This is a genomic window from Variovorax sp. Root473, assembly GCF_001426505.1.
GTDB lineage: Bacteria > Pseudomonadota > Gammaproteobacteria > Burkholderiales > Burkholderiaceae_C > Variovorax.
In genome coordinates, this window is sequence record NZ_LMEV01000017.1 from 72098 (window position 1) to 95962 (window position 23865).

Annotated in this window: 24 protein-coding genes and 1 tRNA gene; 8 read left to right on the plus strand and 17 right to left on the minus strand. The window is 65.8% G+C overall.

Annotated elements, in window-relative coordinates; all coding sequences use genetic code 11:
• Positions 1-26: 26 nt before the first annotated feature.
• Entirely contained in the window at positions 27-1997 is a 1971-nt protein-coding gene (locus tag ASD34_RS13555; protein WP_056578214.1) for an acyltransferase family protein, read from the plus strand.
• Positions 1998-2038: 41 nt separating this feature from the next.
• Here the strand turns inward: ASD34_RS13555 and ASD34_RS13560 are convergent, their stop codons facing one another.
• From ASD34_RS13560 to ASD34_RS13605, 10 genes are all read right to left on the minus strand, one after another.
• On the minus strand, positions 2039-2248 hold the full coding sequence (locus tag ASD34_RS13560; RefSeq protein ID WP_414929875.1) for a DNA gyrase inhibitor YacG: 210 nt from the start codon (positions 2246-2248) through the stop codon (positions 2039-2041).
• Positions 2249-2256: 8 nt separating this feature from the next.
• On the minus strand, positions 2257-3012 hold the full coding sequence (zapD, locus tag ASD34_RS13565; RefSeq protein ID WP_056578218.1) for a cell division protein ZapD: 756 nt from the start codon (positions 3010-3012) through the stop codon (positions 2257-2259).
• 36 nt (positions 3013-3048) lie between these two features.
• The gene (locus tag ASD34_RS13570; protein ID WP_056578220.1) at positions 3049-4074 is read right to left on the minus strand and encodes a hypothetical protein; all 1026 of its coding nucleotides are present in this window, start codon (positions 4072-4074) and stop codon (positions 3049-3051) included.
• A gap of 6 nt (positions 4075-4080) precedes the next feature.
• Positions 4081-5574 (minus strand): MBOAT family O-acyltransferase, encoded by a 1494-nt coding sequence (locus tag ASD34_RS13575; protein ID WP_056578222.1) that lies wholly within the window; start codon positions 5572-5574, stop codon positions 4081-4083.
• A 76-nt stretch (positions 5575-5650) separates the two neighbouring features.
• On the minus strand, positions 5651-6262 hold the full coding sequence (gene coaE, locus ASD34_RS13580; protein WP_056578224.1) for a dephospho-CoA kinase: 612 nt from the start codon (positions 6260-6262) through the stop codon (positions 5651-5653).
• 13 nt (positions 6263-6275) lie between these two features.
• Positions 6276-7241, minus strand: a complete 966-nt coding sequence (locus ASD34_RS13585; RefSeq protein WP_056578226.1) for a prepilin peptidase — start codon at positions 7239-7241, stop codon at positions 6276-6278.
• The gene (locus tag ASD34_RS13590; protein WP_056578228.1) at positions 7241-8470 is read right to left on the minus strand and encodes a type II secretion system F family protein; all 1230 of its coding nucleotides are present in this window, start codon (positions 8468-8470) and stop codon (positions 7241-7243) included. Before ASD34_RS13590 ends, ASD34_RS13585 begins: the two co-directional genes overlap by 1 nt.
• A 24-nt stretch (positions 8471-8494) precedes the next feature.
• Entirely contained in the window at positions 8495-10228 is a 1734-nt protein-coding gene (pilB, locus tag ASD34_RS13595; protein WP_056578230.1) for a type IV-A pilus assembly ATPase PilB, read from the minus strand.
• Positions 10229-10343: 115 nt separating this feature from the next.
• A tRNA-Pro gene (locus ASD34_RS13600) sits at positions 10344-10420 on the minus strand.
• 49 nt (positions 10421-10469) lie between these two features.
• Positions 10470-11462: a polyprenyl synthetase family protein gene (locus tag ASD34_RS13605; RefSeq protein ID WP_056578232.1), complete on the minus strand. Its 993-nt coding sequence runs from the start codon at positions 11460-11462 to the stop codon at positions 10470-10472.
• A 183-nt stretch (positions 11463-11645) separates the two neighbouring features.
• Between ASD34_RS13605 and rplU the strand changes: the two genes are divergently transcribed.
• The 4 genes from rplU (at position 11646) to proB (ending at position 14599) form a co-directional block, all read left to right on the plus strand.
• Positions 11646-11957: a 50S ribosomal protein L21 gene (rplU, locus tag ASD34_RS13610; RefSeq protein ID WP_042578903.1), complete on the plus strand. Its 312-nt coding sequence runs from the start codon at positions 11646-11648 to the stop codon at positions 11955-11957.
• Between the two features lie 12 nt (positions 11958-11969).
• Entirely contained in the window at positions 11970-12230 is a 261-nt protein-coding gene (rpmA, locus tag ASD34_RS13615; RefSeq protein ID WP_013543198.1) for a 50S ribosomal protein L27, read from the plus strand.
• A 72-nt stretch (positions 12231-12302) separates the two neighbouring features.
• Entirely contained in the window at positions 12303-13379 is a 1077-nt protein-coding gene (cgtA, locus tag ASD34_RS13620; RefSeq protein WP_056578234.1) for an Obg family GTPase CgtA, read from the plus strand.
• A gap of 80 nt (positions 13380-13459) precedes the next feature.
• Entirely contained in the window at positions 13460-14599 is a 1140-nt protein-coding gene (proB, locus tag ASD34_RS13625) for a glutamate 5-kinase (RefSeq protein WP_056578235.1), read from the plus strand.
• A gap of 34 nt (positions 14600-14633) precedes the next feature.
• Here the strand turns inward: proB and ASD34_RS13630 are convergent, their stop codons facing one another.
• A complete protein-coding gene (locus ASD34_RS13630) occupies positions 14634-15227 on the minus strand; it encodes a CNP1-like family protein (protein ID WP_082548666.1) in 594 nt (197 codons plus the stop codon).
• Positions 15175-15843 carry an RNA pyrophosphohydrolase gene (locus ASD34_RS13635; RefSeq protein ID WP_056578238.1) on the minus strand — a complete coding sequence of 223 codons (669 nt, stop codon included), beginning with the start codon at positions 15841-15843 and terminating at the stop codon, positions 15175-15177. The genes ASD34_RS13630 and ASD34_RS13635 overlap by 53 nt, the downstream gene beginning before the upstream one ends.
• 135 nt (positions 15844-15978) lie before the next feature.
• Between ASD34_RS13635 and ASD34_RS13640 the strand changes: the two genes are divergently transcribed.
• Together ASD34_RS13640 and ASD34_RS13645 are read left to right on the plus strand one after the other, a co-directional pair.
• Positions 15979-17724: a proline--tRNA ligase gene (locus ASD34_RS13640; protein ID WP_056578240.1), complete on the plus strand. Its 1746-nt coding sequence runs from the start codon at positions 15979-15981 to the stop codon at positions 17722-17724.
• Entirely contained in the window at positions 17721-18377 is a 657-nt protein-coding gene (locus tag ASD34_RS13645) for a lytic transglycosylase domain-containing protein (RefSeq protein ID WP_056578242.1), read from the plus strand. The genes ASD34_RS13640 and ASD34_RS13645 overlap by 4 nt, the downstream gene beginning before the upstream one ends.
• Positions 18378-18387: 10 nt before the next feature.
• Here the strand turns inward: ASD34_RS13645 and ASD34_RS13650 are convergent, their stop codons facing one another.
• The 5 genes from ASD34_RS13650 to hemA form a co-directional block, all read right to left on the minus strand.
• Complete coding sequence (locus tag ASD34_RS13650) at positions 18388-19707, minus strand: hemolysin family protein (RefSeq protein WP_056578244.1); 1320 nt, start codon at positions 19705-19707, stop codon at positions 18388-18390.
• Between the two features lie 88 nt (positions 19708-19795).
• Positions 19796-20125 (minus strand): Grx4 family monothiol glutaredoxin, encoded by a 330-nt coding sequence (gene grxD / locus ASD34_RS13655; RefSeq protein WP_056578246.1) that lies wholly within the window; start codon positions 20123-20125, stop codon positions 19796-19798.
• 32 nt (positions 20126-20157) lie between these two features.
• Positions 20158-21006, minus strand: a complete 849-nt coding sequence (prmC, locus tag ASD34_RS13660) for a peptide chain release factor N(5)-glutamine methyltransferase (RefSeq protein WP_056578248.1) — start codon at positions 21004-21006, stop codon at positions 20158-20160.
• Positions 21006-22094 carry a peptide chain release factor 1 gene (gene prfA, locus ASD34_RS13665; RefSeq protein WP_056578250.1) on the minus strand — a complete coding sequence of 363 codons (1089 nt, stop codon included), beginning with the start codon at positions 22092-22094 and terminating at the stop codon, positions 21006-21008. Before prfA ends, prmC begins: the two co-directional genes overlap by 1 nt.
• Before the next feature lie 101 nt (positions 22095-22195).
• Positions 22196-23467: a glutamyl-tRNA reductase gene (gene hemA, locus ASD34_RS13670; RefSeq protein WP_056582323.1), complete on the minus strand. Its 1272-nt coding sequence runs from the start codon at positions 23465-23467 to the stop codon at positions 22196-22198.
• A gap of 112 nt (positions 23468-23579) precedes the next feature.
• Between hemA and ASD34_RS13675 the strand changes: the two genes are divergently transcribed.
• Positions 23580-23858, plus strand: a complete 279-nt coding sequence (locus ASD34_RS13675) for a hypothetical protein (protein WP_056578252.1) — start codon at positions 23580-23582, stop codon at positions 23856-23858.
• Positions 23859-23865: the final 7 nt, after the last annotated feature.

The window sequence follows — 23865 nt, forward strand, 5'->3', positions numbered from 1 at the left end:
ACGACCGTGGTCGAGAACTGAGAGATATGCATCCCAAGTACCGCGCCGACATCGACGGCCTGCGCGCCGTGGCCGTGGCCTCGGTGGTCATCTTCCACGCGTTTCCGAAACTGCTGCCCGGCGGGTTCATCGGCGTCGACATCTTCTTCGTGATCTCGGGCTTCCTGATCACGACGATCATCATGCAGAGCCACGCGGCCGGCGACTTCAGCTACCGCGATTTCTATGCGCGTCGCATCCGCCGGATCTTTCCCGCGCTGATGCTGGTGCTGGCGGGCGTGCTCGCCTTCGGCTGGTACGTGCTGCTGAACAAGGAGTTCGTCGAGCTGGGCAAGCAGGCGCTGGGCGGTGTGGGCTTCGTGGCCAACTTCGTCTTCTGGAGCGAGGCCGGTTACTTCGACACGGCCGCCGAGACCAAGCCGCTGCTGCACCTGTGGTCGCTGGGCATCGAGGAGCAGTTCTACATTTTCTGGCCGCTGCTGCTCGGGCTGGCCTGGCGCCGGCGCTGGCCGATCGTGCGGGTGCTGTGGGTGCTCGCGGTGGTGTCGTTCCTCATCAACGTGACGACGATCCATCCGTTCCGCACGGCGGCGTTCTATTCGCCGGCTTCGCGTTTCTGGGAGCTGATGGTGGGCGGCATCCTCGCCTGCATGCGGCTGAAGCCTGCGGTGCCGAACGTCTGGCGCAGCCATGTGCAGTCGGTGCTGGGCGTGGGCCTGATCGTGCTGGGCCTCGTGATGATCCGCAGCGACAAGGCCTTCCCCGGCTGGTGGGCGCTGCTGCCGACGCTGGGCGCCGTGAGCTGCATCGCGGCCGGCCCGACGGGTGTGCTGAACAAGTACTTCCTGTCGAACCGCGCGATGGTGTGGATCGGCCTGATCAGCTATCCGCTGTACCTGTGGCACTGGCCGCTGCTGGTGTATGCGCGCATCGTCAAGGGCGTCGGCATCGAGCCATCGGTGGGCACGCGCGTGACGATGGTGGTGTCGAGCGTGCTGCTGGCCTGGCTGACCTACCGCTTCATCGAGCGCTTCACGCGCGCCCGCGTCGGCGTGGGCATGCTGCGCACGCTGGTGGGAACGGGCGCGTTCGTGGCCGTGGCCGGCGTGGCCGTGATGAATGGTTTGCCGGCGCGCCACAACAGCGAGCTGCTGCAGAAGGTGACCGACGCGACGGTGGACGGCGACTACTACAGTGGCTTCTCCTCGGAAAACTTCGGTCCCTACGCGGTGAACCGCGTCGGCAACGGCGCCCGAAAGGTGCTGCTGATCGGCGACAGCCACGTCATCGAATACGGCCCGCGCGCCGCAGAGATGGCGCGCATCGCACCCGAGCGCATGGCGACCACGTACTTCTTCACTTATGGCGCGTGCCCGGCCATTCCGAACGTCTTTGCCGAGCAGAACCCCGGCTGCGGCCCGGCCCGCGACCAGTGGATGGCAATGGCGCGCGATCCGCAGATCGACACGGTGCTGATCGGCAGCTGCTGGAACTGCTACTTCACGGGCGAGTTCCCGCTGGACTACGTCTATCGCGAGAACGGCGCTTCGTTGTCCCTGACCCGCGGCGACCGCGCAGGCATCGAGCCCTCGCTGCAGGCGCTTCAGGCGTGGGTGACCGAGCTGGTCAAGCAGAAGAAAAAGGTCTATCTGCTGCTGGACAACGCGCTGGGCGACGACTTTGAACCCCGCCGCATGATCGAGGGCAGCCGCCTGCGCACGCTGTCGGTGGTGGGCAACTCACCGACCGCGCCGGTGCTCGCCGACCAGGTGAAGCTCAACCAGCGGTTGTTGCAGATCGCCGCCGCCAGCGGCGCGGAGGCGATCGACGTGCTGGGCGCCCTGTGCAAGGACGGCCAGTGCCCGCGCACGATGCCCGACGGTGCGCCGGCCTACAAGGACCACGGCCACCTGCGGCCCGCGTTCACGCGGCAGTTCGCGACCTACCTGGACAAGGTGTTCCTGGAAGAGGGCGGGCAACCCGCGACGGCCAACTGACCGCGACCTGCAGCCTCGCGCTGCGGTGCCGGGAACCGGAGCTACTGGGTCAGTTTCGGATCGCCGAAAGGCTCTTCGTCGGGCGGTGCTTCTGCTGGCATCCTGAATTCTTCGCTGGCCCAGGCGCCGAAGTCGATGCCCTTGCAGCGTGCGCTGCAGAACGGCCGGAACGGGTTGCGCTCGGCGTAGATGCTGTCGCCGCCGCAGCTCGGGCAGCGGACGACGCGCTCGTCTTCTTTCTTCTTGCTCACACCGGACCTCATGCGCAAAGCGTCAGTTCGAAGGGGGTGTCTTGCGTGCTCGCGTGCAGGCGGTCGTCGGCTTCATGTCGCATGAGCCGCACGGAGACCATCAGGCGGTTGCCACTGATTTCCGGGACCAGGCCCAGCTTGGGATCGATGCGCAGGCGCAGCAGCTGGAAGCTGCGTCCCTGCGGCAGGTTCTGCTGGAACTGCCCGTGGGTGGCGATCACCTTGTAGGGCACGTCGGCGTCGCGCAGCAGCTTGAGCAGCAGGTAGATCGACGAGGCCAGCGGCGACAGCGTGTTCGACCAGCGCTCCAGGTCGGCGCGGCGGCTGGCCGGCGCGCGGTGCTGCCACGCGTAGTAGGCGGGCAGGTCGAACTCGCAGGTGCCACCCGGAATGCCGGCGCGGCTGCGGATGCTCATGAGCCACTCGTTCTCGGTGAGTGCCTGTCCCGCCTTGCCGGCCACGCCGTTGAGCGCGCTGAAGTTGCGTTCGAGCTGGTCGACCACCTGGTTCAGCACCGTCTCGGCGATGGCCGGATTGCCCCGGTAGCTGTTGAAGACGTTCTTGTGCTTGTCGAGGTCGCGCAGCACGTCGGCCTTGAGGTCGGCGCGCGCCGCCACATCCATGATCTCGAAAATGGTGACCAGGGCGTAGTGGTGCGAAAGCGGCGATTCGGAGGGCACCAGTTCCCCGAGGCGGCGGAACAGATGCTCCAGCCTCAGGTACGTGCGGATGCGCTCGTTGAAGGGGTACTCGTAGAGGATCACGCGTATTTGTCGGTTTCCTGTCGCGGAATCATAACTTCAGGGCGATTTGGAAGGGGGTGTGGGCATCACTTCGCGCACGGCGGCCAGCATGCGCTCGCCGAGTGCGAGCTGTCCGTGCATGGACATGTGCGTGTCGTTCGAGAAGTAGAAGTCGCGGATCTGCGTGTGCTTTTCGCGGGTGAAGGCGTAAAGGTCGGGGCCGAGCTTCGCGTCGCGCATGCCGTTCTCGAAGTCCTTCGAGAAGTCGGGCTTGATGTAGACCGTGGTCTTGTTGGGCACCACCATCCACATGATCGGGATGGTGCTGTGCGCACCGGTGAAGTTCTTCATTCGCGCCAGCGTGTCGAGGGTCAACGGGCCATTGTCCTCGTCTTCTTGGAAGAAGGGCATCCGGTCGCACTGGCGATGCGAGAAGAATTTGCAACCGTCGGGGACTTTCCTTACCCAGGTGTCACGATCGAAATAGGTGTCTACCGGCGAGCTCTTGGCCTTCCACGTGTGGTAGTAGGTCACGACACCGGTCATGTACTGCACTTCCCAGTTGGGCGAGAAGGTCGGCACGGTCTCGTCGGGCTCGATGAGGGGCTCGGCCTTGGCGCTGTAGGGGAAGATGGTCTTGCCGTCCTTGCAGCGCTCGCTGTAGCGCATGCGCATGTCCAGCAGGCGCTCCACGCTTTCGAGAATGACCAGCTTGCCCTTGAAGCCGGAGTCGTGGACCCACTGGCTGAAGTCGCCGCACAGCGACTCGCCGTACTGGCCCCAGTACGAGGTCGAGACCCGGTAGCCGGCCTTGGCGAGCACGGACTGCCAGCGGTGCGTCATGGAGAAGCTGTCGCCGACGACCATCACGTCCGCCTGTTCGATCGGCGTGCTGGCAAGGTAGACCGGGTCGACCTTGGGCGGCGGGTCGCGCCAGCCGAACTCGCGTTCGGACAGGCGTCCGATGCGCGTGAGGTCGCCGTAGGGGACCGGGCTGGTGAGCGAAATGATCCACAGGGCCATCAGGACGAAGTAGCCGATGAGGAAGAAGCGCAGCCAGACTTTCGCGGGCGTCGTCGTCATGTCGAATCAGAATTGGAAATAGAGGAAGGGGCTGTAGCCGCCCAGCTTCGAAACACACCACGCGAACAGTGCGAAGGTGCCGATGGCGAGCACCACGGTCGACAGGCGCGCCATCACCGGACGGCCGGCCATCGACTTCGGATGGGGGATCCAGCGCTCCAGCGTGATGGTCGGCGGCAGCGTCAGGCAGATGACGATCGCCACCAGCATGAGCTGGAAGAACTCGGGCTTGCGGAACGGCACCTTGCCGAACTCGCTGAACGCCGACGCCGGCGCGCCGTGCATGCCCAGCATGCCCTTGTAGATGGACATGGCCGTGTTCATGCCGTCGGCACGGAAGACGATCCAGGCCACCACCACGCACAGGAAGGTCAGCAGCCAGCCCAGCACGCGCGCGATACGGCCTGGGGTCGCGTTGCGGCGGATCTTGGCGTTCCAGAGGTGGTTGATCATCAGGAACACGCCGTGCATCGCACCCCAGACCACATAGGTCCAGGCCGCGCCGTGCCACAGGCCGCCCAGCAGCATCGTGAGGAACAGGTTCAGATAGCGCCGCGCCGGGCCCTTGCGGTTGCCGCCCAGCGGCACGTAGAGGTAGTCGCGCAGGAAGGTCGACAGCGAGATGTGCCAGCGGCGCCAGAACTCGATGATGTTGGTCGACTTGTAGGGTGAGCGGAAGTTGAGCGGCAGCTGCACGCCCAGGCACATCGAGAGACCCACGGCCATGTCAGAGTAGCCCGAGAAGTCGAAGTAGATCTGCAGCGTGTAGGCCAGCGCACCGAACCATGCCGTGTACAGCGTGGGCTCGATGCCCTTGTGAACGCCGTTGAACATCAGGTCGGCATACTGCCCCATCGGGTCGGCGATCAGCAGTTTCTTGGCCAGGCCGAAGACGAAGATCGCGATGCCGATGGCGACCTTGTTCGTGTCCACGCGGTAGGTCGCGGGGTTCGCGAACTGCGGCATCATCTGCGCGTGGTGCAGCACCGGGCCCGCGATCAGGTGCGGGAAGTAGGTGACGAACAGCATGTAGTGGATGAAGCTGCGTTCGTGCACCTTGCCCTGCCAGCAGTCGACCAGGAAGGCGATCTGCGTGAAGGTATAGAACGAGATGCCGATCGGCAGCACGATGTGCACCAGCTCGATCGGCGTGAAGCCCGCCGCGACCAACCCGGCATCGACGTTTTCGAGGAAGAAGTTGGTGTACTTGAAGACGGCGAGCACGCCCAGGTTGATCACCAGCGCGGTGATCAGCAGCGTCTTGCGCTTGCGGTCGTTGCGGCCCGGCGCGGGTGTCAGCTGCAGGCCGAACCAGTAGTTGACGCAGATGGAACCCAGCAGCAGCGGCAGGGCCTGCACGCTCCACCAGCCATAGAAGAACAGCGAGGCCAGTCCGAGAAAGCCGGCGGCGGCGCGGGTGTTGCGCTTGCCGATCAGGAAGAACCCGATCAGGACCAGCGGGAAATAGACAAAAATGAAGGGATACGAGTTGAAAAGCATCTCGGGGAGGGCACTGCAATGGCGAGCGCCTTTTTGTCGTAATCGTTATAGAGCCGCCGGGGCGGCTGGCCTCGGATTATCGCGTGGTGGCCGTGGCCCACAGCTTCCAGAGACCCCGCACCTCGGTGCCTAGTTCCGCGAGCGTCAACGACTCGTTGTAAATCACGGCGTCGGCGGCGGCCCGGCGTGCCTTGCGCGAGGCCTGCTGGGCGATCACGGCACGCACGGCTTCAGGTGTCCAGCCCGAGCGCGCGACCACACGCTGCAGCTGAGTTTCTTCGCGGGCATCGACCACCAGCACGCGGTCGACGAGGGCGCGCCAGCGACCGGATTCGACCAGCAGGGGCACGTCGAACACGACGATGGCATCCTCGCCGGCCGCGGCGGCCTGGCGTTGGGTCTCGGCGCCGATCAGCGGATGCAGGATGGCTTCGAGGCGAGCCTTGGCGCCCGCATCGGCGAACACCAGCTGGCGCATGGCGGCCCGGTCGAGGCTGCCATCGGTCGCAATGACCGTGGGACCGAACGCGGCTTCGAGGGCCGGCATCGCAACACCGCCGGCCTGCGCGATGCTGCGTGCAATGGCGTCGGTGTCGACCAGCACCGCCCCTTCGGCCATCAGCAGCGACGCGACCGTGCTCTTGCCGCTGCCGATGCCGCCGGTCAGGCCGATGCGCTTCACCGCCATGCTGTTGTCGTTGTCAGAGGGCCAAGGCCCCGAAAGGGAAGGCGAAGGGAATCCACTGCTTCACGACGGCAGGACCGGCCACGAGGCAGATCAGGCCGGCACCGGCCAGAAAAGGGCCGAAGGCGATGGGGATGTCCTTGTGGGCCAGCTTGCCGGCAAAGCGCAGCGCGAGGCCGATCACGGCGCCCACCACCGAAGACACGAGGATGATCGCGATGAGGTAGTCGGCGCCGAGCCAGGCGCCCAATGCCGCGAGCAGTTTGAAGTCCCCATGTCCCATGCCTTCCTTGCCTGTGGCCAGGCGGTAGCCATGGTACACAAGCCACAGGCTGAGATAGCCGAACACAGCGCCCCAGACGGCAGCGTTCAGGGCGATGCCCGTCCAGCCCATGGCCGCGCCGACGAGGCCCAGCCAGAGCAGCGGGTAGTTCAGCGAATCGGGCAGAAACTGCGTGTCGAAGTCGATGAGGAACTGGCAGATCAGCACCGCGCCGAAGGCCGCCCAGAGCGCGCCTGCCGGGGTGATGCCGAAGCGATGCGCGCACAGGGCGAACAGCCCGCCGGTGATCAACTCGACGAGGGGATAGCGCGGGCTGATCGAGGTCCTGCAGCTGGCGCATCGGCCACGCAGCAGCAGGTAGCTCAGCACGGGGATGTTCTGGTACCAGCGGATCTGGTGGCCACAGGCGCCGCAGCGCGAAGCAGGGCGCGAAAGATCGAACGGCGGCAGCTTCCCGAGGGCTTCGGCCGCCTTGTCGGCGGCCGCTTCGAGGCCTGCGGGCGGCACCGACTTCGGGCCGAAGACCAGCGACCACAGCGAAGGCATGTCCTTCGACGACATGAGATTGGCGACCGCATCGCTCAGCCAGCCCCGGTACATCATGACCGGCGTGCGGTAGATCACCACGTTGAGGAAGCTGCCGACCAACAGCCCCAACACACCGGCCAATGCGGTGTCGAACCCCTGCGACACCAGCATCAGACGACCTGGCCGAGCTTGAAGATGGGCAGGTACATCGACACCACGATGCCACCGATGATGACGCCGAGGAACACGATGATGATCGGCTCCATCAGGCTGGAGAGTCCGGCGACCATGTCGTCGACTTCGGATTCGTAGAAGTCCGCGGCCTTGCCCAGCATGTGATCGATGGAGCCCGATTCCTCGCCGATGGCGGTCATCTGGATCACCATCGAGGGGAACAGATTGACGTTGGTCATGGCCGTCGTCAGGCTGGTGCCGGTCGAGACTTCCTGCTGGATCTTGGCAGTGGCATCGCCGTAGACCGAATTTCCCGATGCACCGCCCACGGAGTCGAGCGCTTCGACCAGTGGCACGCCGGCAGCAAACATGGTGGCGAGCGTGCGGGTCCAGCGGGCCACGCAGGATTTTTCGATCAGCGTGCCGAAGATGGGAAGGCGCAGCAGCAGGCGGTCCATGACCTTCTGGACGCGCTCGTTGCGCTTCCAGGCCTGGAGGAAGAAGTAGATGCCGCCACCGAGCACGCCGAAGATCAGCCACCAGTAAGACACGAAGAATTCACTGATCGCCATCACGATCAGCGTCGGCGCAGGCAGGTCGGCGCCGAACGAGCTGAACACCTGCTTGAACGCGGGGATCACGAAGATCATGATGATCGCCACCACGATGAAGGCCACGACGACCACCGAAGTCGGGTACATCAGCGCCGACTTGATCTTCGACTTGATCGCCTCGGTCTTCTCCATGTAGGTGGCCAGGCGGTCGAGCAGGTCTTCCAGAATACCGGCCGCCTCACCGGCTTCCACGAGGTTGCAATACAGGTTGTCGAAGTACTTCGGAAACTTGCGAAAGGCCGCCGACAACGAGGTGCCGGTTTCGACGTCGCTGCGGATGTCGTTCAGCAGCTTGGCCACGCTGGGGTTGGCATTGCCGCGGCCGACGATGTCGAAGGACTGAAGCAGCGGTACGCCTGCCTTCATCATGGTCGCGAGCTGGCGCGTGAAGATCGCGATGTCCTTGGGCTTGATCGACTTGCCCGAGCGCATGCGGCGCTTCTTGATCTTGGACGCCAGCACGCCCTGCCGGCGCAGCGCCGCCTGCACCTGGTTCTCCCCGGCGGCCCGGAGTTCGCCGCGCACCAGCTTGCCGTTGCGGTCCTTGCCTTCCCATTCGAAGACGAATTCCTTGTGCGTGACCTGGGAGCGGGAGGATGCCACTGTTGCCATTCGATCTCCGGTTCAGTGTGTTCGTTATAGGTTGGTGCAGGCCACGACTTCTTCGAGCGAAGTGAGACCCTGCATGACTTTGCGAAGGCCCGACTGGCGCAGCGAGCGCACGCCTTCGGCTTCGGATTGGTTCGCGATGTCCAGCGCACTGCCATCGCGCAGGATGATTTCCTGGATGGCTTCGGAAATCGGCATCACCTGATAGATGCCGACCCGGCCCTTGTAGCCGCCGCTGCAGGCGGCGCAGCCGACCGGGCGATAGGGTTTCCAGGTGCCGTTGATGTCTTCCTCTTTGAAGCCGGCCTCGAGCAAGGCGTCGCGTGGAATGTCGATCGGCGCTCGGCACAGCATGCACAGCCGACGCGCAAGGCGTTGCGCGGTGATCAGGATCACGCTCGACGCGATGTTGAACGGCGCGATGCCCATGTTGCGCATGCGTGTCAGCGTGGTCGGCGCGTCGTTGGTGTGCAGCGTCGACAGCACCAGGTGACCGGTCTGTGCCGCCTTGATCGAGATGTCGGCAGTTTCGAGGTCGCGGATTTCGCCGACCATGATGATGTCGGGATCCTGCCGCAGGAACGCGCGCAGCGCGGCCGCGAACGTGAGGCCCGCTTTCTCGTTGACATTGACCTGGTTGACGCCGGGCAGGTTGATTTCCGACGGGTCTTCCGCCGTCGCGATGTTGACGCCCGGCTGGTTGAGCAGGTTCAGGCAGGTGTACAGCGACACGGTCTTGCCCGAGCCCGTGGGGCCGGTCACCAGCACCATGCCGTAGGGGCGGCCAATGGCGTGCAGGAGGCGTTCTTTCTCGTCGGCGTCGTAGCCCAGGGCGTCGATGCCCATGCGGGCGCTGCTCGGGTCCAGGATACGCACGACGATTTTTTCGCCGAACAGCGTGGGCAGCGTGCTCACGCGGAAGTCGATCACGCGGTCGGGGCCGATCTTGAGCTTCATGCGGCCGTCCTGAGGCACGCGCTTTTCCGAGATGTCGAGCCGGGAAATGACCTTGATGCGCGAGGCCAGCTTGTCCTTGATGACCGTGGGCGGGCTGGCGATTTCGCGCAGTTCGCCGTCGACCCGGAAACGCACCCGGTAATGGTGTTCGTAGGGCTCGAAGTGAATGTCCGAGGCCCGCATGCTCACCGCGTCGAGCAGCATCTTGTGCAGGAAGCGCACCACGGGGGCGTCTTCGACTTCGGCGATGGCCTGCTCGTTGGCGTCGCCCGAGGTGTCAGCCGTGACATCGTCGAACTCGAATTCGGTGCCGACGATGCTGTTGATCGTTTCAGCCGCACTCGCCGCGGCAGCCTCGATCATGCGCGAGAGCTTGTCGTACTCCGCGATGACCCAGTCCACGCCCATTTGCGACGCGAACTTGATCTTCTCTGCAGCCTGCTGGTCCGAGGGGTCGGCCGTGGCGACGATCAGGCGGTTGTTGCGCTTGCTGAGAACGACGATGCGATATGCATGGCAGAGCTTTGGGTCGAGCAGGTCCTTGGGCAGGCGCTGGTGATCGATGGCATCGAGGTCGAGCAACGGGGCGCCGAAGGCGCTTGACAGGGTATGGGCGAGGTCTGCAGCCGAGACGGCGCCCGTACCGGTCAGTTCGGCGATGAAACTGGTGCGCCCGCTCAGCGACTTCTGGTAGATCTCTTCGGCGGATTTCGCCGCAAGCTTGCCGGCGGACACCAGGGCGCGCGCCAAGCCGGGAAGGGCGATCTGCGTAGTTTCTTTAACGGGAATTTCGGCAGCGGCCATTCAGCGAATGCAAAAGATGTGAAAAAGTGCTTCACGATCATCGCTGAACACGCCTGTGCTGTAAATCGTTACACAGCAACAGGAGCTGACATTGAATGGACCAGTCGAGAAAAACTGGTCGGGGTGAGAGGATTCGAACCTCCGGCCTCTACGTCCCGAACGTAGCGCTCTACCAGGCTAAGCTACACCCCGATTGGTTGCAAAAATGAAATCGTCCTAGAGGCCAACTCTGGTGAGGTGTTCAGGCACGTCGCTCAAGCAACTGAGCCGCTAATTGTAGCAAACCTGAAGCGTGCAAATTCGACGGAAGGTCGCGCAATGCATGAATTGCGCGTTCAGCCTCTGCGGCGGCGGCTGCGCGCGAGGCTTCCAGGGCGCCGGTTTCGCGAACGATCTCGACGATTTTCCCCAGCTGTGTGGTGTCGCCGGCCTCGATGGCGGCGCGCACCAAGGCGCTCTGCTCGGGCGTGCCGCGCTGCATGGCGAAGATCAGCGGCAGGGTGGTCTTGCCTTCGCGCAGGTCGTCACCGACGTTCTTCCCGGTTTCCTGAGCGTCGCCTGCGTAATCGAGCACGTCGTCGATCACCTGGAAGGCGGTGCCTAGCGCCTGTCCGTAGGTGGCGCAGGCTTCTTCGACTTCGGGTGTGGTGCCGGCCAGCACCGCTGCCAGCCGGGTGCTTGCCTCGAAGAGCTTGGCGGTCTTGGAGCGGATCACGCGCAGGTATGCCGCTTCGTCCAGCGAGGCGTCGTGCATGTTCATCAGCTGCAGCACTTCGCCTTCCGCGATCACGTTGGTCGCTTCGGCCAGGATCTGCATGATGCGCATGTTGTTTGCATCCAACATCATCTGGAAGGCGCGCGAATACAGGAAATCGCCCACGAGCACGCTGGCGGGGTTGCCGAAGGATTCGTTGGCGGTGGCGCGGCCGCGGCGCAGGGTCGATTCGTCGACCACGTCGTCGTGCAGCAAAGTGGCCGTGTGGATGAACTCCACCACGGCCGCCAGGTTGAAGCGCTGTTCGCCCGTGTAGCCGAGCGCGCCTGCCATGAGCAGCAACAGCGCCGGCCGCAGTCGCTTGCCGCCGGCCGAGATGATGTATTGCGAAACCTGGCTGACCAGCGGCACGCCGGTGTTCAGGCGCAGGGCGATCACACGGTCGACTTCGACCATGTCGCCGGCAATCAGGTCCAGCACGGTGGCGGTGGGGGAGGTGTCGGCGGCGGGAACTGGCAAAGCGAAGGCGCGGGGCGCTGCGAAGATGAGGGCGGCCGTAGAGGCCGGAACGCCGGAATTATAGGGAAGCCATGCACGAATCCCGGGCGCGCCTCGGAGGCTGGGTGGTGAGCGATCGCGAACCGCGCTATAATCTTGGGCTCTGCGGAATTCGCTGCGGGGACTCATTTCTAAGAGGTTTACATGTACGCGGTCATAAAAACCGGCGGCAAGCAATATCGCGTTGCTTCCGGCGAAAAAATTAAAGTAGAACAGATTGCTGCGGACGTAGGCCAGGAAATCGTGATCGACCAGGTTCTGGCTGTCGGAAACGGCGCTGAAATCAAGGTTGGCACGCCCCTGGTGTCCGGCGCAACGGTGACAGTCACGGTGCTGTCGCACGGCAAGCACGACAAGGTCGGCATCTTCAAGATGCGCCGTCGCAAGCACTATCAAAAACGTCAAGGCCATCGCCAGCAGTTCACCGAACTGCAAATCGGCGCGATCGCCGGCTAAGGAGCACATTCCATGGCACAGAAAAAAGGCGGCGGCTCAACGCGAAACGGGCGCGATTCCAAGCCCAAGATGCTCGGTGTGAAGGCCTTCGGCGGCGAACTGATCAGCGCAGGCTCGATCATCGTGCGCCAGCGTGGCACCCAGTTCCACCCCGGCGTGAACGTCGGCGTGGGCAAGGACCACACGCTCTTCGCCCTGGTCGACGGCCACGTGTCGTTCGGTCACAAGGGTGCGCTGAACAAACACATGGTCAACGTGACGCCCGCGGCCTAAGCCCCGCAGTCACTTCGATCTTTCCGAGGCCCCGCATTGCCGGGGCTTCTTCATTTGTAAACTGGACATCCCATGAAGTTCGTCGACGAAGCCTTCATCGACATCGCCGCGGGCGATGGCGGCAACGGCTGCGTGTCGTTCCGACATGAGAAGTACAAAGAGTTCGGGGGGCCCAACGGCGGGGACGGCGGCCGTGGCGGCCACGTGTTCGCGGTGGCTGACTCGAACCTCAACACCCTGGTCGATTTCCGCTACTCGCGCCGGCACGAGGCCAAGCGCGGCGAGCACGGCATGGGCTCCGACATGTTCGGCGCCGCGGGCGACGACATCGTCCTCAAGATGCCCGTTGGCACGATCATCACCGACGCCGAAACGGGTGAGGTGCTCTACGAGCTGCTCAAGGACGGCGAGGTCATCACCATCGCCAAGGGCGGCGACGGCGGCTTCGGCAACATGCGCTTCAAGAGCGCGATCAACCGCGCCCCTCGGCAGAAGACGCCCGGCTGGCCTGGCGAGAAGAAGAGCCTCAAGCTCGAGCTCAAGGTGCTGGCCGACGTTGGCCTCCTGGGCATGCCGAATGCGGGCAAGTCGACGCTGATCAGTGCCATTTCGAATGCCCGCCCACGCATTGCCGACTACCCCTTCACCACGCTGCACCCGAACCTCGGTGTCGTGCGCGTCGGCCCCGAGCAAAGCTTCGTGGTGGCCGACCTGCCCGGCCTGATCGAGGGCGCGTCGGAAGGTGCCGGCCTCGGCCATCTCTTCCTGCGCCATCTGCAGCGCACCCGCCTGCTGCTGCACGTGGTCGACATGGCGCCGTTCGACGACACCGTCGATCCGGTCGCGCAGGCCAAGGCCCTCGTGGCCGAGCTCAAGAAGTACGACGCTGCGTTGCACGAAAAACCGCGTTGGCTGGTATTGAACAAGCTGGACATGGTGCCGGAGGACGAGCGCGCCGCGCGCGTCAAGGACTTCGTTAAGCGCCTGCGTTTCAAGGGCCCGGTCTTCGAGATCTCGGCGCTCACGCGCGAAGGTTGCGAGCACCTGATCAAGGCGGTGTACCAGCAGGTCAAGGCGCAGCAAGTGGCCGAGCACGAAACCGTCGTGGTCGATCCGCGCTTCGTTCCACTGCCGCCCGAAGGAAACTGAGGGCGTCGCGGCACCTTCGGTGCTGCAAAATGGATAGCAAGCAGCGCAGGCTGCATCCCTGAAACACGCCTTCTTCCTTCATGACCTCGAATTCCGGTTCCACTGCCTTGCGGGATGCCCGCCGTATCGTCGTCAAGGTGGGCTCCAGCCTCGTGACCAACGAGGGGCGCGGCCTCGACGAAGCCGCCATCGGTGAGTGGTGCCGGCAACTGGCGCAACTGGTGCGCGACGGGCGCGAAGTGGTCATGGTGTCGAGCGGCGCCATCGCCGAGGGCATGAAGCGCCTCGGCTGGAAGAGCCGGCCGCACGAAGTGCATGAGCTGCAGGCCGCGGCGGCCGTCGGGCAGATGGGCCTGGCCCAGATGTACGAGACCAAGCTGCGCGAGAACCAGATCGGCAGCGCGCAGGTGCTGCTGACGCACGCCGATCTCGCAGACCGCGAGCGCTACCTGAACGCGCGCTCGACCCTCGTCACCTTGCTGCGCCTGGGCGTGGTGCCGGTGGTCAACGAGAACGACACCGTGGTCAACGACGAGATCAAGTTCGGCGACAACGACACGCTCGGCGCGCTGGTTGCCAACCTGATCGAGGCCGATGCCCTCATCATCCTGACCGACCAGAAGGGCCTGTACACGGCCGACCCGCGCAAGGACCCCGAGGCGAAATTCGTGCACGAGGCCGTTGCTGGCGACCCGGCGCTCGAAGCCATGGCGGGTGGTGCCGGCTCGAGCATCGGGCGCGGCGGCATGATCACCAAGATCCTCGCGGCCAAGCGCGCGGCGGGGTCCGGCGCTTCCACGGTCATCGCCTGGGGCCGCGAAGCCGATGCGCTGTTGAGGCTCACGCGCGGCGAATCGATCGGCACGCTGCTGGTGGCGCAGACTGCCAAACACCAGGCGCGCAAGCGCTGGATGGCCGATCACCTGCAGCTGCGTGGTGCCGTCATCGTCGATGCAGGCGCGGCCGCCAAGGTGCGCGGCGAAGGCAAGAGCTTGCTGCCGATCGGCATGACAGGTGTGTCGGGTGAATTCTCGCGCGGCGACGTGATCGCGGTGCGCGACGTCGATGGCGTCGAGCTGGCCCGTGGGCTGGCCAACTATTCGAGCGTGGAGGCCCGGCTGCTGTGCCGCAAGCCGTCAGCCGAATTCGAGCGCCTGCTGGGTTACACGGCCGAGCCGGAGATGGTGCACCGCGACAACATGGTGCTGATGCCCGGTTGATCTTCAGGGCGGGGCGCCGTGCCCCGCCGCTGCTTCAGGGCAGTTCGCGCAGCGGGTTGCGGATGTTCTGCACCATCTCGTTGACCGAGCTGCGCGGCGCGTTGCCGCGGCACAGGCCCTGCGACGCCAGCGCCGGCACGTAGCTGGAATTCATGTCCTTCACGCGCTTCCACTCGGGCGACTTCGTTTCCTGCCAGGCGCCGTTGTTGTAGCGGGCATAGCTCTTCATCTCTGCGGTCGAGCAGCGCACGCCTTCGTAGAACGCATTGACGGCGCCACCGGCCCGGTTCTGCGCCACCACCACGTAACGCACGATGCCGTCCTTCGTGATGGTGATGGTGTTCGGATCGACGCCGAACTTCAGCGTCATGTAAGGCGGCATGGCGATCGGCAGCAGACGCGCATCGCTGAAGGCAGGCGGCGGCGGCACCGCGGTTTCTTCCCACTCCTTGTCCTGCTCCGTGCTCTTGGGCGCGGGCGGCATGCCGGCTTGGGCCCAGTCGGGGTTGTCGGTGTCGTACCCGCGCGAGGCGCAGGCCGCGAGCAGGCCGACGCAGGCGATGACGAGCGCACGCTCAGCGTGGCGTCGGGAAAGAAGAAGGCGCGCTGTTCTTGGGAGGAGGTTCATCGCTCGCAGAAGGAATGTCGGGATGCGGATCGAAGCTGCCGCCGGGCGGCAGGTCGAGACCCGCGGGGGCTCCATGGTCCAGCGTCTGGCGCTCGAATTCTCGAGCGCGCACGTTGCTGCGCAGGAAGCGGTTGCGGAAATCCTGCCGAGGCAGGTAGCGAGCAAGCTCGGTAAGCGCCATCTCGTAGACGCCGCGCTTGAACTCGACGACCACATCGAGCGGGACCCAGTAGTCATGCCAGCGCCAGGCGTCGAATTCGGGATGGTCGGTGGCACGCAGGTTGAGATCCCAGTCGTGGCCGACAAGTTGCAGCAGATACCAGATCTGCTTTTGGCCTTTGTAGTGGCCCCGTGCGTCACGGCGGATGAACCGATCCGGCACCTCGTAGCGCAACCAGTCGCGGGTACGGGCCACGATGCGCACATGCTCCGGATGGAGCCCGACTTCCTCGTGCAGTTCCCGGAACATGGCTTGCTCGGGACTTTCGCCACGGTCGATGCCGCCTTGCGGAAACTGCCAGGAATGCGTGCGTATGCGCTTGCCCCAGAAAACCTGGTTTCTCTGGTTGAGCAGGATGATGCCGACGTTGGGCCTGAAGCCGTCCCGGTCGAGCATAATCAAACCCCAATTTTTGAACTGAGTCGATTATGCATGCCGGGTTGCACTCGGCAAGCGACCGGTTCCGGGCTCTCAGGGTCTATCCGGGGTGCCTGTCTCCCTCCTCACTTCGAACCCACCTGCGCGATCCCGATGAAAGCTTCCCGTTTTTTTGTCTCCACCCTGAAGGAAGCGCCCGCTGACGCCGAGGTCGCGAGCCACCGCCTCATGATGCGGGCCGGCATGATCAAGAAGCTCGGCACGGGCATCTACACGTACATGCCCATGGGCCTGCGCGTGATCCGCAAGGTCGAGGCCATCGTGCGCGAGGAAATGAACCGCGCCGGCGCCGTCGAGCTCACGATGCCCGTGGTGCAGCCGGCCGAGTTCTGGCAGGAGACCGGCCGCTTCGACAAGATGGGCCCCGAGCTGCTGCGCATCAAGGACCGGCACGACCGCGACTTCGTGATCCAGCCGACCAGCGAAGAGGTGGTGACCGACATCGCCCGCCAGGAAATCCGCAGCTACAAGCAGCTGCCGAAGAATTTCTACCAGATCCAGACCAAGTTCCGCGACGAGCGCCGTCCGCGCTTCGGCCTGATGCGTGGGCGCGAGTTCATCATGAAGGACGCCTACAGCTTCGACCGCGACCTCGACGCGGCCAAGGCCAGCTACCAGACCATGGCCGAGGCCTATCGCCGCATCTTCGACCGCTTCGGCTTGCGCTACCGCGCCGTGGCGGCCGACAGCGGTGCCATCGGCGGCGACCTGAGCGAAGAGTTCCAGGTGATCGCCGCCACCGGCGAAGACGCCATCGTCTACTGCCCCGACAGCACCTACGCGGCCAACATGGAAAAGGCCGAGGCGCAGGCCCCGGCCGGCCCGCGTCCCGCCCCCGCCAACGCGCTCGAGAAGACGCCCACGCCCGGCAAGGCCACCTGCGCCGACGTGGCCGAGTTGCTCGGCGTGCCGCTGGCCACCACGGTCAAGTCGCTGGTGCTGGCCATCGACGTCCTCGACGCGGCCGGCAACATCAAAGGCGCACAGGTCTGGCTGCTGCTGCTGCGCGGCGACCACGACATGAACGAGATCAAGGTCAGCAAGCTGCCCGGCCTGGACAAGGGCTTTCGCTTTGCCACCACCGCCGAGATTGACGAGCACTTCGGCTGCAAGCCGGGCTACCTTGGCCCGCTGAACCTCAAGAAACCCGTCAAGCTCGTGGCCGACCGCGAAGTCGCCGTGCTGGCCGACTGGATCACCGGCGCCAACGAGGTCGACTTCCACATGACCGGCGTCAACTGGGGCCGCGACCTGCCCGAGCCCGACCTGGTCGCCGACCTGCGCAACGTGGTGGCCGGCGACGCCTCGCCCGACGGCAAGGGCGTGCTCGCCATCGAGCGCGGCATCGAGGTGGGCCACGTCTTCGTGCTCGGCACCAAGTACAGCAAGGACATGAACGCCACCTACCTCGACGAAGGCGGCAAGCCGCAGTTCCTCGAAATGGGCTGCTACGGCATCGGCATCACGCGCCTGCCGGCCGCCGCCATCGAACAGAACCACGACGAGCGCGGCATCATCTGGCCCGACGCGCTGGCACCGTTCACCGTGGTGGTCTGCCCGATCGGCATGGACCGCAGCCCCGAGGTCAAGGTCGCGGCCGAAGCGCTCTACGAAGAGCTGCTGGCCAAGGGCGTCGACGTGCTGCTCGACGACCGCGGCGAGCGCCCCGGCGCAATGTTCGCCGACTGGGAACTGATCGGCGTGCCGCACCGCGTGGTGATCTCCGACCGTGGCCTCAAGGAAGGCCAGCTCGAGTACCAGGGCCGGCGCGACACCGCAGCCACCAAGGTGCCTGCGGCCGGCATCGCCGACTTCATCGCCGGCAAGCTCGCGGCATGAGCGTGGCGGGCGGCTTGTCGCGACGCAGCTGCCTGCTGGGCAGCGCTGCGGCAGGCGCCCTGACGGTACTCTCGTTGCCGCAACCGGCCTGGGCCGGTGCGCAGATCGAAGAGCCGCTGATCGACTCGGTGCGCACCGCGCTGAGTTCGGCTGTCCACAACAAGGCGCCGCCGGTGCCGCAGTTTGCCGACACCGAGGCCCGCCTCGCGTACCTGCGGTGGCTCGGCGAGATGAGCGAGCGCCTGCGCAAGAAGGTCGCCGACCCGGCCACGCGCATCGAGTTCCTGCAGACCGTCTGGTACGAGGCCAAGCGCTCGGGGCTCGATGTGAGCCTGGTGCTGGGCCTGATCCAGGTCGAGAGCAATTTCCGCAAGTTCGCGGTCTCCAGCGCCGGCGCGCGCGGCTACATGCAGGTAATGCCGTTCTGGACCCGCGTGATCGGCGACAGCGACCCGGCCAAGCTGTTCCACATGCAGACCAACCTGCGCTTCGGCTGCGTGATCCTGCGCCACTACCTCGACCGTGAGAAGGGCGACCTGTTCATGACGCTGGGCCGCTACAACGGCAGCCGGGGCCGCGCGCCGTACCCGAACGCGGTGTTCGCGAACCAGCGGCTGTGGGCATACGTCGACAGGGACCGCTCGGCCGCCTGAAGGCCTTCGCTCAACCGGCGACCACGGCCTTCGCGGTGGCCGAGCCCCGGGTCACCATCACCTGGTCGATGCGGTAGCTGTCGACGTCCATCACCTCGAAGGTGTAGCCGCCCCAGGTCACGCTGTCCGTGCGCTTGGGCACGCGGCGCAGCATCACCATCAGGAAGCCCGCCAGCGTTTCGTACTCCTCGGCGTGCGGCAGTTCGTCGATGTGCAGCGCGCGCTGCACGTCCTGGATCGGCGCGATGCCGTCGATCAGCCACGAGTTCTCGTCGCGCTTCACGATCTGTTCTTCTTCGGGCGTCGAGGTCGACACCAGGTCGCCCATCACCGTGCTCATCACGTCGTTGAGCGTGATCACGCCGACCACCAGGCTGTACTCGTTGACGATGATCGCGAAATCTTCACGCGCCTGCTGGAACTGCTCGAGCACCTCGGTGAGCGAGAGGCGGTCGGGAATCACCAGCGCCTTGTGCAGCGTGAGGCCCTGGTCGAAGGCCAGCGGCTGGCCGCTGAGCACGCGCTGGAACATGTCCTTGGCGTCCACGTAGCCCAGCACGTGGTCGATGTCGCCGTCGCACACCGGGTAGGCCGAGAAGGGCTCGGCCACGATGCGCGCGCGCAGCACCGACTCGGGGTCGTCATGCAGGAACCAGGTGATGTTGTCGCGCGCCGTCATCACGCTGCTGACGAGGCGCGTGTCCAGCTCGAACACGTTGGCGATCACCTGCTGCTCGCGCGCCGCCAGCACGCCGGCCTGCGCTCCCGCCTCGGTCATGGCCAGGATGTCGGCCGAGGTGATCTTGTCGTCGCGCGCCATCGGCATGCCCAGCACCTTGAACAGCAGGTCGGTGGCGCGCGTGAAGAACCACACCAGCGGCTTGAAGGCGGTGATCAGCAGCAGCATCGGCCCGACGATGCGCACGGCAAGCCGTTCGGGCGCGCTCATGCCCAGGCGCTTGGGGAACAGGTCGGCGAACACCAGGAACACCGCGATCACGGTCACGAAGGAGCACAGGAAGGCGATGTTGGCCGCGACCTCCACGCTGAGCCAGTTCTCGAAGAAGCGGGCGAAATACGGGCTCAGCGAGCCTTCGCCGACCACGCCGCCGAGGATCGCCACGGCGTTCAGGCCGATCTGCACCACGGTGAAGTAGTGGCCCGGCTGCTCCTGCACGCGCAGCACCTTTTCCGCGCGCGGATCGCCCTCGTCGGCCATCTGGCGCAGGCGCAGGCGGCGCGAGGCGGCCAGGCAGATTTCGGCGAGGGAGAAGAAGGCGCTCATCGCGATCAGCAGCGCGATGATGAGCAGGCTTTGGGTGAGAGTCATGGCGGCACGTTGTAGGCCGCCATGGTGCCATGACTGGCACCGGGTCCGGGCGCGCGGCGCGGCGCCCGTCAAACAAAGAGCGAAAGGCTCAGGCCGACGCGCCGCCGCCGATCACCTGCTGCAGTTCGCCCGACTCGTACATCTCCATCATGATGTCCGAGCCGCCCACGAATTCGCCCTTCACGTAGAGCTGGGGGATGGTGGGCCAGTTGCTGTATTCCTTGATGCCCTGGCGGATGCCGTCGTCTTCGAGCACGTTGACGGTCTTGAGCGCCTTGGTGTCGACGCCTACGGCCTTGAGGATCTGGATGGCGCGGCCCGAGAAACCGCACATCGGGAAGCTGGCGTTGCCCTTCATGAAGAGCACGAGTTCGTTGGACTTGACGAGGTCGTCGATGCGTTGTTGAGCGTCGGACATGGGGACTCCTGAAGAAAAGTGGGCTGGGGGGATTATTTCACCGTGCGCCAGATGCCGCCGGAGCAGCGCGCGATGCCGGCGAGGTCGTCGCGGCTTTGCACTTCGGCAAAGCCACGCTGGGCCAGCAACTGGCGCACCGCCGCGGCCTGGTCGTGGCCGTGTTCCAGCAGCAGCCAGCCGCCGTCGGCGAGGTGGGCGGGCGCGTCGCGCACGATCTGGCGGATGTCGTCGAGGCCGTCGGCGCCCGCCACCAGGGCGCGGGTTGGCTCATGGCGCAGCGCGGGCAGGTGTGGATCGCCGGCGGCGATGTACGGCGGGTTGCTGGCAATGACCGCGTAGCCGTCGGCGGCGCCGTCGAGCCAGCTCGATTCGGTGAAACGCACCGGCAGGCCCAGGCGCTGCGCGTTGGCCCGGGCCACCGCGAGCGCGTCGGCGCTGGCATCGACCGCATCGACCTGTGCATCGGGCCGCGCATGCTGCAATGCCAGCGCGATCGCGCCGCTGCCTGTGCCGAGGTCGAGCACGCGCGGGGCTGGACGGCCCTCAAGGCAAGTGAGAGCCCACTCGACCAGCGTCTCGGTGTCGGGGCGCGGCACCAGCACGCGGGCATCGACCTGCAGCTGCAGGCCATGGAATTCCTTCTCGCCCAGCAGGTAGGCGACCGGCTCGCCGGCCGTGCGCCGCGACAGCTGACGCGCGAAGGCGGGCCACGCCTCGCCGGGGAAGGCGTCCGTGTCGTGCGCGAGCAGCCAGGCGCGGTCGTTCACGGGGCGGCCCAGCGCGTGCAACAGCAGCAGCTGGGCGTCGAGGCGATCAACGCCCAGGGCCACGGCCGCGGCCAGCGCCTGCGCCACGGTGGACGGTGCGGCGGTGTCGGTCATCACGCGGGCAGGCTCGATTCCAGCTCGGCCAGTTGCTCGGCCTCGCGTGCGGCGCGCAGCGCGTCGAGCACGTCGCCCAGGTCGCCTTCCATGATGGCGAGCAGCTTGTAGAGCGTGAGGTTGATGCGGTGGTCGGTGAGCCGGCCCTGCGGGAAGTTGTAGGTGCGGATGCGGTCCGAACGGTCGCCGCTGCCGATCAGGCCCTTGCGCATGGCGGCGTCCTTGGCGGCGCGCTCGCTGCGTTCCTTTTCCTGGATGCGCGCCGACAGCACCTGCAGTGCCTTGGCCTTGTTGCGGTGCTGGCTGCGGTCGTCCTGGCATTCGGCCACGATGCCGGTCGGGATGTGCGTGATGCGCACGGCCGAGTCGGTCTTGTTGATGTGCTGTCCGCCCGCACCGCTGGCGCGGTAGGTGTCGATGCGCAGGTCGGCCGGATTGATCTGCACCGCCACGGTCTCGTCGGGCTCGGCCAGCACGGCGACCGTGCAGGCGCTGGTGTGGATGCGGCCTTGGGTCTCGGTCGCCGGCACGCGCTGCACGCGGTGGCCGCCCGATTCGAAGCGCAGGTGGCCGAACACCTCGTCGCCCACGATGCGGATCACCACTTCCTTGTAGCCGCCGAGCTCGCTCTCGCTTTCGCTCACCACTTCGCAGCGCCAGCCGGCGCGCTCGCAGTAGCGCGTGTACATGCGCAGCAGGTCGCCCGCGAACAGCGCCGACTCGTCGCCGCCCGTGCCGGCGCGGATTTCCATGAAGGCGTTGCGCGCGTCGTCGGGGTCCTTGGGCAGCAGCAGGCGCTGCAGTTCGTCTTCGAGTTGCACCAGCTCGGCCTCGGCACCGGTGATTTCTTCCCTGGCCATCTCCGCCATGTCGGGGTCGTCGAGCATTCCCTTCGCGCCCGCGATGTCCGCTTCGCGCTGCTTGAAGCGCTCGTAGCGGCCGGCGATCTGCGTGACCTCGGCGTGCTCGCGCGAGATGGTGCGGTACTGCGCCATGTCGCTCATGATGTCTTCGCGCGAGAGCAGGAAGTCGAGCTCGCCCAGGCGTTGGACATAGCGTTCGAGTTGGTGGCGCAGAAAGGATTTCACGACGGAAGGGGCTCAAAAAAAGGGGGGAGGCCGCAGTGCAGCGGCAGGGCGCGGGGAAAGCGCGGCCCGCGCGGCGAGCGGGCCATCGACGGGCGTCGTCGCTAACGCTCTTTACGCAGGAACAGGCGCGAGAGCGTCTGCGCCGTCTGCTCGCGCGACGTGGCATCGCCCGCGTGCAGCTCGGCCATCGCGCCGTGCATCATCTTCTGCGTGAGCCCGCGCGACATGGCTTCGAGCACGGCCTCGACCGATTCGCCCTTGGCGAGCAGCTTGCGTGCACGCGCCATTTCGGTGGCGCGCCATTGGTCGGCCTGCGCGTTGAGCTGCTGGATCAGCGGCACGGTGCCGCGCTGGCCCAGCCAGTGCATGAAGCTCTGCACGCCGGCGTCGATGATGACCTCGGCCTGCGCCACGGCGGCCTGGCGGTTGGCCTGACCCTGCTGCACGACCTGGGCGAGGTCGTCCACGGTGTACAGGTAGATGTCTTCGAGGGCCTTCACCTCGGGCTCGATGTCGCGCGGCACGGCCAGGTCGACCATGAACATCGGGCGGTGCTTGCGCGCCTTGAGCGCGCGCTCCACGGCGCCCAGGCCGATGATCGGCAGCGTGCTCGCGGTGCAGCTGATGACGATGTCGAACTCGGCCAGCCGCGCCGGCAGGTCGGCCAGCCGCATGGCTTCGCCGCCGAAGCGCGAGGCCAGCTTTTCGCCGCGCTCCAGCGTGCGGTTGGCGATGGCGATGGCCTTCGGTTCCTTGGCTGCGAAGTGCGTGGCCGCGAGGTCGATCATTTCGCCCGCGCCGACGAACAGCACGCGCGTGGTACGCAGGTCCTCGAACAGCTGCCCGGCCAGGCGCACGGCGGCGGCGGCCATGCTGATCGAGTGGGCGCCGATCTCGGTGGCGGTGCGCACTTCTTTCGCGACGGCGAACGAGCGCTGGAACAGCTGGTTGAGCGTGCTGCCGAGCGCGCCGGCGGTTTCGGCCGCGCGCACGGCGTCTTTCATCTGGCCGAGGATCTGGGCCTCACCCAGCACCATGGAGTCGAGCCCGCTGGCCACGCGAAAGGCATGGCGCGCGGCTTCGTCGTCGTGCAGGGTGTAGGCGTGCGAACGCAGCAGGGCAGGGGCGACGCCGCCGCTCTGGGCCAGCCAGCCGAAGGTGTGGTCGAGCGCGATGTGCTCGCAGGCGCAGTAGATTTCGGTGCGGTTGCAGGTCGAGATGATCGCGGCTTCGACCTGCGGGTGGCTGTTGCCGGCGAAAGAGCTGCGCAAACTGTGCAGCGTCGGGGCGATCTGATCGAGCGCGAACGCGAAACGACCGCGCAGATCGAGCGGCGCGGTCGTGTGGTTCAAGCCGAGAGCCCAGACTGACATGTCCATGATTATAAAATCAGCAGCCGGGCGAGGTTTGCCGAGGGGCAAATGGCTTTCCCTATGACCGCCATACGCTTCGCTACATGGCCTCGAGCCTACTCGTGGCCCCCTCATGGACCTTCTGGATCTCTTCAACCACCTGCTTAATTTCGCGGCACCGGCGGCCTTCATCGCCTTGGTGCTGGTGGCGGTCGGGCGCTTTCTCGGCGGCCCGCGCACCGGCATTCCGCACTGGTGGATGCAATGGGCGATCACCTTCGGGGCCGGCCTGCTGACCTCGCTGGCCGGGCTGATCCTCACGGGCCGCGACGGCTCGATGGCCACCTACGCCGCGCTGGCGGGGGTCTGCGGCACGGTGCAGTGGATCGTGATGCGCGGCTGGGGCCGCTGAGCGGACG

What these genes read in the sequence shown, in the direction of transcription:
- prmC (WP_056578248.1), bottom strand. Translation starts at nt 21,006, where the DNA reads ATGACCGACACCGCCGCACCGTCCACCGTGGCGCAGGCGCTGGCCGCG.
- ASD34_RS13555 (WP_056578214.1), top strand. Translation starts at nt 27, where the DNA reads ATGCATCCCAAGTACCGCGCCGACATCGACGGCCTGCGCGCCGTGGCC.
- coaE (WP_056578224.1), bottom strand. Translation starts at nt 6,262, where the DNA reads ATGGCGGTGAAGCGCATCGGCCTGACCGGCGGCATCGGCAGCGGCAAG.
- ASD34_RS13630 (WP_082548666.1), bottom strand. Translation starts at nt 15,227, where the DNA reads ATGAACCTCCTCCCAAGAACAGCGCGCCTTCTTCTTTCCCGACGCCAC.
- ASD34_RS13575 (WP_056578222.1), bottom strand. Translation starts at nt 5,574, where the DNA reads ATGCTTTTCAACTCGTATCCCTTCATTTTTGTCTATTTCCCGCTGGTC.
- ASD34_RS13570 (WP_056578220.1), bottom strand. Translation starts at nt 4,074, where the DNA reads ATGACGACGACGCCCGCGAAAGTCTGGCTGCGCTTCTTCCTCATCGGC.
- ASD34_RS13590 (WP_056578228.1), bottom strand. Translation starts at nt 8,470, where the DNA reads ATGGCAACAGTGGCATCCTCCCGCTCCCAGGTCACGCACAAGGAATTC.
- ASD34_RS13635 (WP_056578238.1), bottom strand. Translation starts at nt 15,843, where the DNA reads ATGCTCGACCGGGACGGCTTCAGGCCCAACGTCGGCATCATCCTGCTC.
- pilB (WP_056578230.1), bottom strand. Translation starts at nt 10,228, where the DNA reads ATGGCCGCTGCCGAAATTCCCGTTAAAGAAACTACGCAGATCGCCCTT.
- ASD34_RS13645 (WP_056578242.1), top strand. Translation starts at nt 17,721, where the DNA reads ATGAGCGTGGCGGGCGGCTTGTCGCGACGCAGCTGCCTGCTGGGCAGC.
- ASD34_RS13640 (WP_056578240.1), top strand. Translation starts at nt 15,979, where the DNA reads ATGAAAGCTTCCCGTTTTTTTGTCTCCACCCTGAAGGAAGCGCCCGCT.
- ASD34_RS13675 (WP_056578252.1), top strand. Translation starts at nt 23,580, where the DNA reads ATGGACCTTCTGGATCTCTTCAACCACCTGCTTAATTTCGCGGCACCG.
- hemA (WP_056582323.1), bottom strand. Translation starts at nt 23,467, where the DNA reads ATGTCAGTCTGGGCTCTCGGCTTGAACCACACGACCGCGCCGCTCGAT.
- grxD (WP_056578246.1), bottom strand. Translation starts at nt 20,125, where the DNA reads ATGTCCGACGCTCAACAACGCATCGACGACCTCGTCAAGTCCAACGAA.
- rplU (WP_042578903.1), top strand. Translation starts at nt 11,646, where the DNA reads ATGTACGCGGTCATAAAAACCGGCGGCAAGCAATATCGCGTTGCTTCC.
- ASD34_RS13650 (WP_056578244.1), bottom strand. Translation starts at nt 19,707, where the DNA reads ATGACTCTCACCCAAAGCCTGCTCATCATCGCGCTGCTGATCGCGATG.
- cgtA (WP_056578234.1), top strand. Translation starts at nt 12,303, where the DNA reads ATGAAGTTCGTCGACGAAGCCTTCATCGACATCGCCGCGGGCGATGGC.
- rpmA (WP_013543198.1), top strand. Translation starts at nt 11,970, where the DNA reads ATGGCACAGAAAAAAGGCGGCGGCTCAACGCGAAACGGGCGCGATTCC.
- proB (WP_056578235.1), top strand. Translation starts at nt 13,460, where the DNA reads ATGACCTCGAATTCCGGTTCCACTGCCTTGCGGGATGCCCGCCGTATC.
- ASD34_RS13585 (WP_056578226.1), bottom strand. Translation starts at nt 7,241, where the DNA reads ATGCTGGTGTCGCAGGGGTTCGACACCGCATTGGCCGGTGTGTTGGGG.